General features: G+C 56.6%; 10 protein-coding genes. 2 read left to right on the forward strand and 8 right to left on the reverse strand.

Features of this window, described 5'->3' with window-relative positions; genetic code table 11:
- Positions 1-114: 114 nt before the first annotated feature.
- Positions 115-897, reverse strand: coding sequence for an SDR family NAD(P)-dependent oxidoreductase (locus AC0LWE_RS12850; RefSeq protein ID WP_219347588.1), 783 nt, complete (start codon positions 895-897; stop codon positions 115-117).
- Positions 898-972: 75 nt separating this feature from the next.
- On the reverse strand, positions 973-2,064 hold the full coding sequence (locus tag AC0LWE_RS12855) for an alkene reductase (RefSeq protein WP_219347589.1): 1,092 nt from the start codon (positions 2,062-2,064) through the stop codon (positions 973-975).
- A gap of 130 nt (positions 2,065-2,194) precedes the next feature.
- On the opposite strand from AC0LWE_RS12855, the gene AC0LWE_RS12860 reads away from it, so the two are divergent.
- Positions 2,195-2,743 (forward strand): TetR/AcrR family transcriptional regulator, encoded by a 549-nt coding sequence (locus AC0LWE_RS12860; protein WP_219347590.1) that lies wholly within the window; start codon positions 2,195-2,197, stop codon positions 2,741-2,743.
- Positions 2,744-2,993: 250 nt separating this feature from the next.
- Positions 2,994-3,383 (forward strand): VOC family protein, encoded by a 390-nt coding sequence (locus AC0LWE_RS12865; RefSeq protein ID WP_174343598.1) that lies wholly within the window; start codon positions 2,994-2,996, stop codon positions 3,381-3,383.
- Positions 3,384-3,500: 117 nt separating this feature from the next.
- On the opposite strand, the gene baeR is transcribed toward AC0LWE_RS12865, so the two are convergent.
- The 6 genes from baeR to AC0LWE_RS12895 are packed head-to-tail and all read right to left on the reverse strand — an operon-like array spanning position 3,501 to position 14,471.
- Positions 3,501-4,223: an envelope stress response regulator BaeR gene (gene baeR / locus AC0LWE_RS12870; RefSeq protein WP_059179522.1), complete on the reverse strand. Its 723-nt coding sequence runs from the start codon at positions 4,221-4,223 to the stop codon at positions 3,501-3,503.
- Complete coding sequence (gene baeS, locus AC0LWE_RS12875) at positions 4,220-5,623, reverse strand: envelope stress sensor histidine kinase BaeS (protein WP_131488732.1); 1,404 nt, start codon at positions 5,621-5,623, stop codon at positions 4,220-4,222. Before baeS ends, baeR begins: the two co-directional genes overlap by 4 nt.
- Entirely contained in the window at positions 5,620-7,035 is a 1,416-nt protein-coding gene (mdtD, locus tag AC0LWE_RS12880) for an MFS transporter (protein WP_174343600.1), read from the reverse strand. Before mdtD ends, baeS begins: the two co-directional genes overlap by 4 nt.
- Positions 7,036-10,113, reverse strand: a complete 3,078-nt coding sequence (gene mdtC / locus AC0LWE_RS12885) for a multidrug efflux RND transporter permease subunit MdtC (protein ID WP_219347591.1) — start codon at positions 10,111-10,113, stop codon at positions 7,036-7,038.
- Positions 10,114-13,236, reverse strand: coding sequence for an MdtB/MuxB family multidrug efflux RND transporter permease subunit (locus AC0LWE_RS12890; RefSeq protein ID WP_219347592.1), 3,123 nt, complete (start codon positions 13,234-13,236; stop codon positions 10,114-10,116).
- The gene (locus AC0LWE_RS12895; RefSeq protein ID WP_202667528.1) at positions 13,236-14,471 is read right to left on the reverse strand and encodes an MdtA/MuxA family multidrug efflux RND transporter periplasmic adaptor subunit; all 1,236 of its coding nucleotides are present in this window, start codon (positions 14,469-14,471) and stop codon (positions 13,236-13,238) included. The genes AC0LWE_RS12890 and AC0LWE_RS12895 overlap by 1 nt, the downstream gene beginning before the upstream one ends.
- Between the last annotated feature and the right edge of the window lie 290 nt (positions 14,472-14,761).

The raw sequence follows: 14,761 nt of genomic DNA on the forward strand, positions 1-14,761 counted from the left end.
CTAAAACCTACATAAATTGTTTGGGGTTTCTCATTGGAGATGAGATGACGCGCTGTAAGGGATTGATGTTCTGCAGAACAACCAAAGATCGTTCTGCAGAAGGCATCTCTTTAGCTACAGGGCTTTATATCGCTCTGCGGCTTCATCTTGTTTGACGTCTGAAAGCAGAGCCTGACGCGAAGCATCGAGCGTGTCCCAGCGTGCCGCATTGTGTAAAGGCGGGATGGTGACCCGTTCACGGCGATCAAAGCCAATCAGTGCGGCATCCACTAACTCACCCACTTCCATGAATTTTGGTGAGTTACTGATGTCGATACCCGCGCGGTCCCAAATTTCTGTGTAAGTACCGGCAGGGAGCACCGCCTGGATATAAATGCCTTTAGATGACAGCTCTACATCCATTCCCTGAGACAGGAAAAGCACAAAGGCTTTCGTTGCGCCGTAAACCGTCATGGCAAATTCCGGGGCGAGCCCGACGATGGAACTGATGTTGACGATCGAACCTTCACCGGCTTTTACCCATCGCGGCGTTACGGCACTGGCAAGCCTTGTGAGGGCGGTGACGTTAAGTGCGATTAAGCGTTCTATCGAATCAGGCGTCTGCGCTACAAAACCGCCGGACTGCGCGACACCCGCGTTATTGATAAGAATACCAATCCGCGAATCGTCGCGCAGACGCGCTTCGACAGTCGCTAAGTCCGCCGCTTGCGTGAGATCAGCAGGCAGAACATCAACAGCGATACCCCTTTCCTGTCGCAGATGTTCAGCCAGTAGGTCTAACTTTGCTTTGTCGCGGGCGACCAGAACAAGATCGTGTCCCCGGCGGGCGAACCGTTCTGCGTAAACAGCACCAATACCTGTTGATGCGCCTGTAATGAGAACTGAAGGTTTAGTCATAAGTTGATCTTCTTTATTGATATGTAAACAGAATCCGAAATGTGCGCTGCCGGTAGAGCCGAGGCATTCACAGATCTACTTGCTGGTGTCAGTTAGCGACGGGTAATCGGTGTATCCCGCTGCGCCACCGCCATAAAGGGTTTCAGGATTCAGTGGTGCCAGAGGCGCGCCCGTCTTCAGCCTTTCGACCAGATCCGGGTTGGAGATGAACGGACGACCGAACGCGAACAGATCGGCTTTACCCTGCGCAAGGTGTGTGGACGCCAACGGCAGGTCATAGCCATTGTTGGCGATGTAGGTGTTCTTAAAGCGTCGACGCAATGAGTCGTAATCGAACGGTGCGATATCGCGTGGGCCGCCCGTAGCGCCTTCAACCACATGGAGATATACGATGCCTAATGCATCGAGTTGCTCGGCGAGGTAGTCATATTGAGGCTGCGGGTCACTGGATGAAATCGCATTAGCCGGTGAAACCGGTGAAATACGCACGCCAGTGCGATCTGCGCCGATCTCATCTACTACGGCAGCGGTGACTTCTAACAGCAGGCGGGCATGATTCTCGACAGAACCGCCGTACTCATCAGTACGCTGGTTTGCGCCATCTTTCAGGAACTGTTCCAGCAGATAACCATTCGCACCGTGGATCTCTACGCCGTCAAACCCAGCGGCAATGGCATTGGCTGAGGCATTTCTGAAATCGTCAATAATTCCCGGTATTTCCTGCAACTCAAGCGCACGTGGTTCAGAGACATCAGCAAAGCCGTTGTTCACAAAGGTCTTCGTCTCGGCGCGAATAGCGGACGGTGCGACGGGTGCAGCGCCACCAGGCTGTAGATCGACATGCGAAATGCGTCCTACGTGCCACAGCTGCACAAATATGCGCCCACCTTTGGCATGCACCGCGTCAGTCACTTTGCGCCAACCCGTGATTTGAGCTGGCGTATAGATCCCCGGGGTATCCTGATAACCCTGCGCCTGTGCGGAAATCTGCGTGGCTTCGGTAATCAATAATCCAGCGCTAGCGCGCTGGGCGTAATACGTTGCTGCCAGTTCGCTCGGTACCAGTCCTGCTCCGGCCCGGTTGCGCGTCAGGGGAGCCATCACGATGTGGTTCGCAAGTGTTATGGGGCCAAGATCATACGATTGAAATAATGCCTGGTTTGTCATGTTTATTTGCCTGCTAAGGGTTGGTCGATGCGTTGAATTAATGATGATGGTCATAATCTATAAAGTCAACTGGTTTGATTATGATCATCATCAATGTATAATCAGGCTCTGTTTTGAGAGGGTAAAAAGCATGAAAGTGTCAAAAGAGCAGATGCGCGAGAACAGGATGCGCGTTGTTGAAACGGCCTCAGAACTTTTTCGTGAGCGCGGTTACGATGGCATCGGGATCTCGGAACTGATGTCGGAGGCAGGGTTAACGCATGGCGGCTTCTACAAGAACTTTGCCTCCAAGGCTGATTTGTTGTCTGAAGCGATGCATTGCGGTTTTACGCGATCCGCAGAAAAAACGCAGGGCGTAAACCGGGATAAATTTGTTGAATATTATCTCTCCCGAGAACATCGTGATGACATGGGAAAGGGCTGTGTGATGTCGGCTCTGGGGACTGATGCAGCCCGTCAATCTGAGTCAATCAAAGAGACGTTTGCGGCCGGACTTGAACGCCAACTGGCGATTTTAGGCACTGAAAATGGCACGCGCGCTGACCTGATCGATACCCTCGCGCATCTTGTCGGGGCCCTGGTGCTGTCTCGTGCTTGCCCGGATAATTCCGCGCTGGCGGATGAAATTCTGGATGTGTGCCGTGCACGTCTACTCAGTCATGATGCCCCTGAGGATTGAGTTTGATGGCTCAGGGCATTTTCTCAACAAGGGCATAAATGATGAGAGGCAATCAGAAATCAGGGTAAAGCGTGATCAACATTTGAGGATGTTCGCGTCATTTAAGTGCGCTATGACGACGTTTAAACTGCCTGATTGTGCCTAAAAACGATCGGCTAATTTATAATCATCTGTTGTTATGCCAAATCAAACTTCATCCAGTGAATGAATGCTTTACTGCATACTCTTCTTTGCTGACAGGAGTATTGGAATGATTGATCACACCGGTTTCAGCGTCACTCATCTTGAAGACAGTAAACGGTTTTACACGCGCATTCTGGCGAGCCTGGGCCATGTTATCCGGCATGAAATCCCGGAAGCCGCGGTAGGTTTTGGTCCCGCCCAATCGGACGAAGGGGCCGATCCGGGAGGCGGTTTCTGGATAACGCAAGGCACACCTTCGACCCCCCGGATGCATCTTGCTTTTAGCGCAAAAAGCAAAGAACAGGTTGATGCCTTTCACCGTGCTGGCCTCGACGCGGGGGGGAAAGATAACGGCGCGCCGGGATACAGGCCGCAGTATCATCCTGGGTATTACGCCGCCTTTGTTCTTGATCCAGATGGCTACAACATTGAAGCGGTTTACCACGAGACACCCTAACGACTCACGGCGCGCTCTGTGTGGCGATGCCGCGTTTATGAATATTTTGGATAAAACCTCGTTATCCAGATCCAGATACACAAAACCCGCCAGACGGCGGGTTTGAGGAATCATCAGTCAGGCGATCCTGCATGCATCCGCTTCCCATCGATACCCCACGCCATACACGGCACGAATAAACGACTGGTCAGCGTCGAGTGCTTCGAGTTTACGACGCAGGTTTTTGATATGGCTGTCGATGGTACGGTCGGTGACCACGCGGTAATCGTCATACAGCTGGTTCAACAGCTGTTCGCGGGAGAACACTTTTCCCGGTTCGTGCGATAGCGTTTTTAACAGCCTAAACTCAGCAGGCGTCAGATCCAACAATTTGCTGCGCCAGCTGGCCTGGAAGCGACTTTCATCGACAATCAGCGGGCTTTCGGCATCCAGCACCTGCAGTTCACGCTGCGGCTTGCAGCGGCGCAAAATTGTTTTGACGCGAGCCACCACTTCACGCGGGCTGTAGGGCTTACAGATGTAATCATCCGCACCAATTTCCAGCCCCAGCAGGCGATCGATCTCTTCGATTTTGGCGGTCACCATCACAATAGGCACTTCGGAAAAACGGCGGATCTCACGGCATAGCGTCAGGCCATCGGTGCCGGGCAGCATCAAATCCAGCAGGATAAGATGGGGCGGCGTCTGGCGGACATACGGCAAAACCTGATCGCCATGGCTGATAAGCGACGGGGCATAGCCTGCCGCACGCAAATAGTCGATTAACAGTTGCCCAAGCTTAGGCTCGTCCTCCACGATCAAAATGCGTGGCGTGTTTTCGTCAATGGGTAACTCAGTCATACTTCTCTCGATAAATCCCGTTCCAGCGGTAACTCTACTGTAATGCTAACCCCGCCAAAAGGCGAATGGGCCGCGCGAATCGAGCCGCCGTGAGCTTCAACGATGTTAACGCAAATCGCCAGCCCTAAACCGGACCCGCCGCTGGCGCGATTGCGGGAACCTTCTGTGCGATAAAAACGCTCGAACAGTTTTTCCAGCTGCGCGTCTTGCACACCGGGCGCGGTGTCCGCGAAGGTCAGCGCGAAAGACCTGTCATTCAGCGCGCCGGAAATATGCAGCGCGCCGCCGCTGTCGGTATAGCGCAGGCTGTTTTCGAGCAGATTATTGAACAGCTGCATCAGCCTGTCAGGGTCACCAAATACGACAGCGCTATCCGGCAGCGACAGGTCGATGTTCAGGTTGCGGCTGGCGAAGCGTTCGCGGAACGCACCGGTGGTGACTTCCAGAATATTGATCACGTCCACCGGTGATTTTTGATAGGCCAGCGCGCCTTCATCGGACATCGACAGCTGGTGCAAATCGTTCACCAGTTTGGTGAGCGTGCCCACTTCCGCCTGCAACGACGTCACCGATTCCGGCGTAAACTGACGCACGCCGTCCTGAATCGCTTCCAGTTCGCCGCGCAATACGGCCAGCGGGGTACGCAGTTCGTGAGAAATATCGGCCATAAAGTCGCGGCGCATCTGCTGGTTTTTCTCCAGGGTGCTGGCGAGCTGGTTAAAATCCTGGGCCAGTTTGCCGATCTCGTCCTGGCTTCGCGTATCCACGCGCGTTGAGAAATCGCCCGCAGCCAGCTTGTGGGTGCCTTCCACCAGTCGTTTCACCGGAGCCAGAAGGCCGCGCGCCAGCGGGAACGTCGCCAGCGCGGCGAGCAGCGTGGAAAGGGCGACAATCAGCCAGCTGGTCTGGCGCTGCTGGCGGTCAAAATTGATATCGGTATTGCGCGTTAACCGTTCGACGGGCGACGCAATCACCCAGCCAACGGGCGCGCCGTTAAAGGTAATCGAGCGCTTTGTGCCGTCAGGCGGAACCGGGGCGCGTGGGCCAACCAGCACGTGTTTATCCTGATCGATAACCCAAAACTGCGTGCGCCAACCGTGCGGCGGCATGCCCGGGCCGGGACGATCGTCGTCGTTATCATGCTCAAGCGAGCGCAAAATCTGGAAAACAAAACGGTCGTTATTGCGTAAAAAGCGCCAGTTACCGTGCAGGGCATACTGATCGGCCAGGGCATCGCTCAACCCCTGCAATCGCTGCTCGTTACCGCGTTTAATGTAGTCAATAAAGCCGCGCTCAAAGCTGATGCGTACCGCCCAGTGCATGGTGATCAGCAGGACGATGCAGGTGGCGAAAATCGCCAGAAACAGTTTGCCAGTAATACCGGGACGCCAGAATTTCATCGTTCACTCCTTTTGCGTCGGCCAATGACGACGTTCTTGCTGGTATCATTCGGCACCCGGGCGAAAATCAACGCGGGCAGGGCGATAATCACCGCCATGCTCAGATAGGTGTACAGGAAGACGTGATGGGCGCCGGCCGTGTCGGCGCTCAGATGTTGCTGACCATACATTCCCAGCAACAAACCCGCGACGGTGACGCCCACGCTCATCGAAAGCTGCATGATCATCGACAGCAGGCTGTTGCCGCTGCTCGCCAGTTCATCGGGCAAATCTTTCAGCGTCAGCGTGTTCATTGACGAGAAGCGCGTCGAGTTGATCATCCCCTGGAAGAACAGCACCAGCGGCAAAACGTAGTACCAGCCCATGAGCGCCACGGCCATAAACACCAGGCTTATCAGCGCCAGCCCAAGCGTGGAGGCGACCAGAACCCGGCGATAGCCAAAGTAATTCACTACCTGCACCACGATGCGCTTCATCCCCATACTGCCGAGCACCATCGGGATCATCATCAAACCGGCGTGGAACGGTGAAAAACCCAGCCCAATTTGCAGGAATACGGGCGTCATAAACGGCAGCATTCCGCTGCCGAGGCGTCCGACGAAGCTCCCAAGCAACCCGATCCGATAGGTGGTGTTACGGAAAAGTGCCAGGCTGAACAGCGCACGGTCATTGTCACGCGCATGCCACAGATACCAGAGGATGGCGGTAATTCCGATAACGATCAGCAGGCCCAGCGTGAGCGTGGAGATGCCTAACCCTTTTTGCCCGTCGAGCGCCAGTGTGAGCGTCGCCATCCCCGCAGCCAGCAGCACGAAGCCGAAAATATCAAAGCGCCGCGTCTGCATTGTATAGTTTGGCATCAACCATAACGTGGCAATCGCGCCGACAATACCGACCGGCAGGTTTATCAGGAATATCCAGTGCCAGGACGCATATTCGACCAGAATCCCGCCCAGCGCCGGGCCGAGCAACGGACCGACCTGTCCAGGCAAGGTGACGAACGTCATTGCCGCCATGTACTGCGCGCGCGGGACGATTTTCATCACCGTCAGTCGCCCTACGGGCACCATCATCGCACCGCCGACGCCCTGTAACACGCGCGACATCACCAGCTCATTCAGCGTATCGGCCTGGGCGCAAAACAACGAGCCGAGGGTAAACAGGACGATGGCGGCGAAAAAGATATTTCGTACGCCGATTTTGTCCGCCATCCAGCCGCTCGCAGGCAGCATCACGGCCACCGTCAGCACGTAGGAGACAATCACCATGTGCATATGCAGCGGACTTTCCCCGAGGCTTTTCGCCATCGAGGGGAGGGCGGTATTGACGATAGTCGTATCCAGCGACTGCATAAAAAAGCCGAAGGCGACAATCCACAATTGCCAGCGCACGTTGTTGGGAAGATCGGTCATTTACTCGGTTACCGTCGTTCTGTTTTTACGCGAAAAACGTACTCGCAAGCGGTCGAAGAACAGATACACCACCGGCGTTGTATAGAGGGTTAACAGCTGACTCATCACCAGCCCGCCCACGATAGTGATCCCCAGCGGCTGGCGCAGCTCAGAGCCGTCACCGCTGGAAATCACCAACGGCAGCGCGCCAAACAGGGCGGCCAGCGTGGTCATCATGATCGGGCGAAAACGCAGAATGCAGGCCTGGAAGATGGCGTCCTGAGGCGACATATTGCCGTTGCGCTGCGCGTCGAGGGCGAAATCCACCATCATGATCGCGTTTTTCTTCACGATACCTATTAATAGCATGATCCCGATAAGCGCGATGAGGCTAAAGGGCGCATCGAACAACTCCAGCGCCAGTAGCGCTCCCACGCCCGCTGACGGCAGGGTGGAGAGGATCGTCAGCGGATGCACGTAGCTTTCATACAGAATGCCCAGCACGATATAGACCGTCGCAATGGCCGCCAGAATTAAAATCACCTGCGAATTCATGGTGTCCTGGAACACCTGTGCAGTGCCTGCAAAACTGCCGCGCACGGTGGACGGCACGCCAAGCTGAGTCATGGTGCGATTAATCGCGTCGCTGGCTGCGGATAATGACGAGCCGGTCGGCAGGTTAAACGAAATTGTCGAGGCGGCAGACAGCCCCTGATGGTTTACCGACAGCGGCGCATTGGCCGGTTGCCAGCGGGCAAAATAGGACAGTGGGATCGATTTACCGTCGTTGTTAATGACGTACATTTTATCCAGCGCGCTGATATCCTGGGTGTAGCGCGGATCGACTTCCATCACCACTTTGTACTGATTCATCGGCTGGTAAATCGTGGAGATCTGCCGCTGACCAAACGCGTTATTCAGCAGACTATTGGCAGCTGCAACGTCAATCCCCAGCCGCGACATGGTTTCGCGATCGTAGGTCAGGTTCATCTCCGCGCCGTTGTCCTGTTGGTCGGAGTTTACGTCTGCCAGCTCAGGCAATGCCGCCAGCGCTTTGCGGATTTTGGGCTCCCATTCGCGCAGCGCCGCCAGGTCGTCGGACAGCAGCGTGTACTGATAGCTGGCGTTCGACTGACGTCCGCCCACGCGGATATCCTGAACGGCCATCAAAAACAGGTTCGCACCCGGCTCTTTAGCCAGCTTGCCACGCAGGCGGTCAATCACCTGCTGGGCCGTTTCGTTACGCTCCCCGCGCGCCTTCAGGGTAATAAACATCATCCCGCTATTCACCCGCGACCCGCCGGTAAAACCGGTGACGTTATCTACCGCCGGGTCTTCGCGAATAATCTTCATAAAATCCTGGAGCTTCACGCGCATCGCCTGGAACGAAATGCTCTGATCCGCCTGAATCCCCCCCATCAGCACGCCGGTGTCCTGTTCCGGGAAGAACGTTTTGGGAATGGTGATGTACATCCAGACGTTCAGCGCAATAGTCCCTACCAGCACCAGCCCCACAATCCGCGTATGGTTCAGCACCCATTTCAGTGATGTGCCGTAGCCTTCCTGCATCGCCACCAGCACGCGGCCAAAGCCTTTTTTGCGCGGCTGTGAATGGGGCTTACTGCGTTTGAGCATCCAGCCGCACATCATCGGCGTGAGGGTCAGCGAAATCACCAGCGAAATGCCAATCGCCACCGAGAGCGTCACGGCAAACTCCCGTAATAAGCGTCCCGGTAGCCCGCCCATCAACAGCAGCGGCAGGAAAACCGCCACCAGCGACACGCTCATGGAGAGCACCGTAAAGCCCACTTCACGCGTGCCCTGCAAAGAGGCTTGCAGCGGCTTCATGCCGGCTTCCAAATGGCGCGAAATGTTTTCCAGTACCACGATGGCGTCATCAACGACAAATCCGGTGGCGATGGTCAGCGCCATCAGCGACAGATTATTGAGGCTGAAATCGCACAGATACATGGCGGCGAACGTGCCGATCAGCGAGACGGGAACCGCCACGGCAGGGATCAGCGTGGCACGTCCGGAGCGCAGGAACAGGAACACCACCAGGATCACCAGCGCAATGGAAATCACCAGCGTCTGTTCGACTTCTTCCAGCGAGGCGCGAATCGTCGGCGAGCGGTCCTGGGCGATTTGCAGATCAATGGCCGCCGGAATCGTCTCCTGCAGTTCCGGCAGACGGGCACGAATGCTATTCACCGTCTGGATAATATTGGCTTCCGGCAGCTTACGGATCATCAGCAAAATGGCCGGTTTGGCGTTGGTCATCCCGGCGTTACGCACGTCCTGGACGGAATCGGTGACGCTCGCCACGTCGCTCAAACGCACCGCTGCACCATTGTTGTAGTGAATAATTAGCGGCTGATATTCGGCGGCGGTTTTGAGTTCGTCGTTGGTCTGGATTTGCCAGCGGTGGCTGCTGTCCTCAATCGCCCCCTGCGGTTTACGCACGTTGGCATTGCTGATGGCGCTTCGCACGTCGTCCAGCGACACGCCTTGATTAAACAGCGCTTCCGGGTTTAATCCTACGCGCACGGCGGGCAGGGAACTGCCGCCGACGTCCACGTCGCCCACACCGTCAATCTGGGCGATCGTTTGTGCCAGCTGGGTGGAGGCGAAATCGTACAGCTCCCCCTGAGAATAGGTGTCCGACGTGAGCGTCAAAATCATGATCGGCGCATCGGACGGGTTAGCTTTGCGATAGGTTGGACGACTCGGCATCCCGCTCGGCAACAGACTTTGCGCGGCGTTGATCGCTGCCTGCACGTCACGTGCCGCACCATTGATATCGCGATTAAAATTGAATTCCAGAATAATGCGCGTACTGCCCAGCGAACTGCTGGAGGTCATTTCGTTGACCCCCGCAATGCGCCCAAGCGAGCGCTCCAGCGGGGTGGCCACTGACGAGGCCATGGTCTCCGGTGAAGCGCCCGGCAGCGAGGCGCTGATCATGATTACCGGGAAATCCACCTGCGGCAGCGGCGCCACCGGCAGCAGCCGGAAACCGAGCACGCCGCACAGCGTGATGGCGAGCGCAATCAAAATCGTTGCGACCGGGCGATAAATGAAGAGAGCGAAAAACTTCACTTACGCCTCCTCTTCACGTTCTGGGAAACGCGCTTTCATCTTCAGCGCCAGGCTGTCAAACAGCAGATAAATCACCGGTGTTGTGAACAGCGTCAATACCTGGCTCACCAGCAGGCCACCGACCATGCCAATCCCTAAGGGGCGGCGCAGTTCGGCACCGACGCCGGTGCTGAGCATCAGCGGCAGCGCGCCCAGCAGCGCCGCCATCGTGGTCATCAGGATCGGACGGAAACGCAGCAAACAGGCCTGGAAAATCGCGTCGCGCGGTGCCATACCCTGTTCGCGTTCGGCGGCGAGGGCAAAGTCGATCATCATGATGGCGTTTTTCTTGACGATACCGATCAGCAAAATGATGCCGATAATGGCAATCACGTCCAGCTCGCTGCCGGAAATCATCAGCGCCAGCAGCGCGCCAACGCCTGCGGTCGGCAGGGTCGACAGGATCGTCACCGGATGGATAAAGCTTTCATACAGCACGCCGAGCACGATATACATCGCGACCACGGCGGCGACAATCAGCCAGATGGTATTGCCGAGTGCGGCCTGGAACGCCAGCGTGCTGCCCTGGAACTGAGTCTGAATATCAGCCGGGAAGTTCAGCGTTTTTTCTGCGTTCAGAATCGACTCAACCGCTTCACCGAGCGAATAGTTATTCGGGACGTTGAACGAAATGGTGGTCGACGGGAACTGATCAAGATGGTTAATCGACAGCGGCGCAAACCGCTGTTCAACCGTTGCAATCGCACTCAACGGCACAATGCCGCCGTCTTTGCTGGTGAGGCGCACCGTATCCAGCGCCGTAAGCCCCGGCGTTTGCTCGGTGTTGTGCTCCAGCACCACGCGATACTGGTTGGCCTGGGTGTAAATTGTCGAGATCAACCGCTGACCAAAGGCGTTATACAGCGCGTTATCGACATCCGCCATGCTGATACCCAGACGGCTGGCCGTGTCGCGGTTGACGTTCACGTATGCCGCCAGCCCTTTATCCTGCCAGTCGCTGCTCACGTCTGAAAGTTGCGGCAGTTCCTGGAGTTTAGTGACAAGTTGTGGCACCCAGGTGCTGAGGGCCTCCAGGCTGGTTGCCTGAAGCGTAAATTGATATTGGGTGCGGCTCACCGTGGTATCGATGGTGAGATCCTGCGTCGGTTGCAGGTACAGCTCAACGCCCGGCACCCTGGCAACGGCGTTTTGCAGGCGCTCAATCACGGTATTGACGCGATCGTCACGGTCATCCAACGGTTTAAGATTGATCTGCAGGCGTGCGCTGTTCAGCGACGGGTTAGTGCCGTCGACGCCAACAAACGAGGTCAGACTTTCGACCGCCGGATCTTTCATGATCACATCCGACACCGCCTGCTGACGCTGCGCCATGCTGGCAAACGAGACCGATTGCGGTGCCTGCAATGTGCCCTGAATAATTCCGTTATCCTGAATCGGGAAGAAACCTTTCGGGATAATAATCCACAGCATCACGCTCAGCGCCAGCGTCCCGAGCGCCACGCTTAGCGTCGCCCACGGATGATTAAGCACTTTTTCCAGCATGCGCCCGTAGGCGGCAATAATGCGTTCAAACATGCGTTCAGACGCGCGGGAAAAGCGGTTTTGTTTGCGCAGCGATTCGGCGCTCAGCATGCGGGCGCACATCATTGGCGTCAGCGTCAGCGACACCACGGCGGAAATCAAAATCGCCACCGCCAGGGTTACCGCAAATTCACGGAACAGGCGACCGACAATATCGCCCATAAACAGCAGCGGGATCAGCACCGCAATCAGCGAGAAGGTCAGGGAGATAATGGTAAAGCCAATTTCGCCCGCGCCCTTGAGCGCTGCCGCCAGCGGCTTTTCGCCTTTTTCGATATAGCGCGAGATGTTCTCGATGACCACGATGGCGTCATCGACCACAAATCCGGTGGCGATGGTCAGCGCCATCAGCGTCAGGTTATTGATCGAGAAATCAAGGAACACCATTACCGCGAAGGTGCCGACCAGCGACAGCGGCACGGCGACGGCGGGAATAATCGTCGCCGGGACGTTGCGCAGGAACACATAGATAATCATGACCACCAGCGCTATCGCCAGCATCAGCTCAAACTGCGTGTCGCTGACGGATGCGCGAATATTGGTGGTGCGATCGGAAAGCACGTTTACGTTTACCGATTTTGGCAGGCTTTCAATCAGCTGCGGCAGCATTGCACGGATGCTGTCGGCGGTGTCGATGATATTCGCGCCAGGCTGGCGCTGAACGTTCATCACGATCGCTTGCTCTTTGTTGGCCCACGCGCCGAGCCAGCGGTTTTCAGCCCCTTGCTCAACGGTGGCGACATCGCCCAGGCGAATCGGCGCACCGTTCTGGTAAGCCACAATCAGCTGGCGATATTCATCGGCGGACTGCATCTGATCGTTCGCAGAGAGCGTGACCGCACGGGTTGGGCCATCCAGCGAGCCTTTCGCCGAGTTGACGTTGGCGCTGGTGATCGCCGTGCGGATGGTTTCGCTGGTCAGCCCTAGCGCAGCAATCGCCTGTGCGTTGAGTTTGACGCGTACGGCCGGGCGCTGCCCGCCGGAGAGCGTCACCAGCCCGACGCCGGACACCTGAGAAATTTTCTGCGCCACGCGCGTTTCGACCATATCTTCCACCTGCGTCATTGGCATGGCGGAAGAGGTGACGGCGAGCGTCATGATCGGCGGATCGGCGGGATTTACTTTGCTGTAGACCGGCGGATTGGGCAGGTCTGACGGCAGCAGATTGGTGGCGGCGTTAATCGCGGCCTGGACCTCTTGCTCAGCGACGTCGAGCGGCAGCGTCAGCTGGAACTGCAGCGTCACCACAGACGCGCCGCCGGAGCTTTGCGACGACATCTGTTTTAAGCCGGACATCTGACCGAACTGGCGCTCAAGGGGCGCGGTAATGGCGGAGGTCACCACGTCCGGGCTGGCGCCAGGATAGAGGGTGATCACCTGAATGGTCGGGTAATCCACTTCGGGCAGGGCAGAGACCGGCAGGAAACGGTAGCCGATAATCCCCGCGATCAGGATCGCCACCATCAACAGCGTGGTGGCGACGGGGCGCATAATAAACAGGCGCGATGGCCCACCTGTCGAACTTGGTGGTAACACCTGCATCAGGAGTTCGCTCCCTGTTTGGCGTGTTCACGACGCGCAGGTTTTTCGCTTGCCGTGCTGGTGCTGTGTGCGTCCACCACTTCCACTTTCGCGCCTTCCGTCAGGCGATCGATTCCGTCAGTCACCACGCGGTCGCCCGCGGAGAGTCCGGCGTCGATCACCACCGTCTGGCTGTCCTGAATGCCCGGTTTCACGAGATGTTTGCTGACTTTATTGTCGCTGTTCAGCACCCAGACAAAATTGCCTTCGTTACCCATCTGCAACGCCGCCGTTGGGATCACCACCGCGTTTTCTTTCGTTGCGACCAGCATGCGCGCGTTGACGAACTGATTCGGGAACAGGGCGTCATCCTGATTGTTAAAGCGCGCTTTCACCTTGATTGTGCCCGTTGTCGCGTCGATCTGGTTATCCAGGCTCAGCAGCGTGCCATCACTCAATTTTGCTTTGTTGGTGCGATCCCATGCTTCGACTGCCAGCGTCTGGCCTGTTTTCTGAGCCTGTACGACGGTAGCGATTTCGCTTTCGGGCAGCGTAAAGACCAAATCGACAGGATGAGTTTGGGTGATCACCACGATACCTGTGGTATCGCCGCTTGAAATCTGATTGCCAATATCCACCTGTTTGAGGCCGACGCGTCCGTCAATCGGGGCGGTGATTCGGCTCCAGTCGAGCTGCAGCTGCGCGCTGGCGACAGCGGCCTCGTCCGTTTTAATCGTGCCCTGCGCTTCGCTGACCAGCGACTGTTGGGTATCCAGCTCCTGACGAGAAACCAGATTGGTTTTCACCAGCTGTTGATAACGCGCGAGATCGCGGCGAGCGTTAGCCAGCGTGGCTTTGTCTTTTGCGAGCTGTCCCTGCGCCTGAGCCAGCGCCACCTTGAACTGGCTTGGATCGATCTCTGCCAGCAGATCGCCCGCTTTCACCTGTTGGCCTTCCTGGAAGTGAATCGCCATCAGTTGACCGTCAACGCGGCTACGCACGGTGACCGTGTTGGCGGCAACGATCGTACCGAGGCCGGTAAGATAACGAGGAACCGACTTGCTGACGGCCGTGGCCGCTTGCACAGGGGCCAGTGCGCCACCGCGCATGCCGTGACGCCCACCGCCAGCGGGACGCTGTTGCTGCGTTGTAGCTTCATTCGCAGAGGAGTGACTGTGCCAGTACCAGGCGGCGGCAAGCGCCACCACAATGATACCTGCGGCGATTGCCCAGCGTGATGTGTTACTGCCTTTCATCGTTATACGTTCTCATCCTGAATACTTCGGGGAATGATACTAGTTTAGTCACGCAACGCCGCGAAAAAATGGAGGAAATATGAAGGACTGTCTGGAATTGTCTGAATGGTGGCAGGCACACCTGGACGGTCCGATGCCTATATTACGCCTCTTTCAATCAGATCTGATGGAACCTTAAGATTGAAAATCTGCGCGACGGGCTTCCTCTCCCTTGAGGGAAAGGGCTGGGGAGAAGGGGATATGCGAGTCTGTTGTGTGTTCCGTTCACTTCATGATTTCTGCTTATCTGA

Source organism: Lelliottia sp. RD5 (assembly GCF_056032945.1).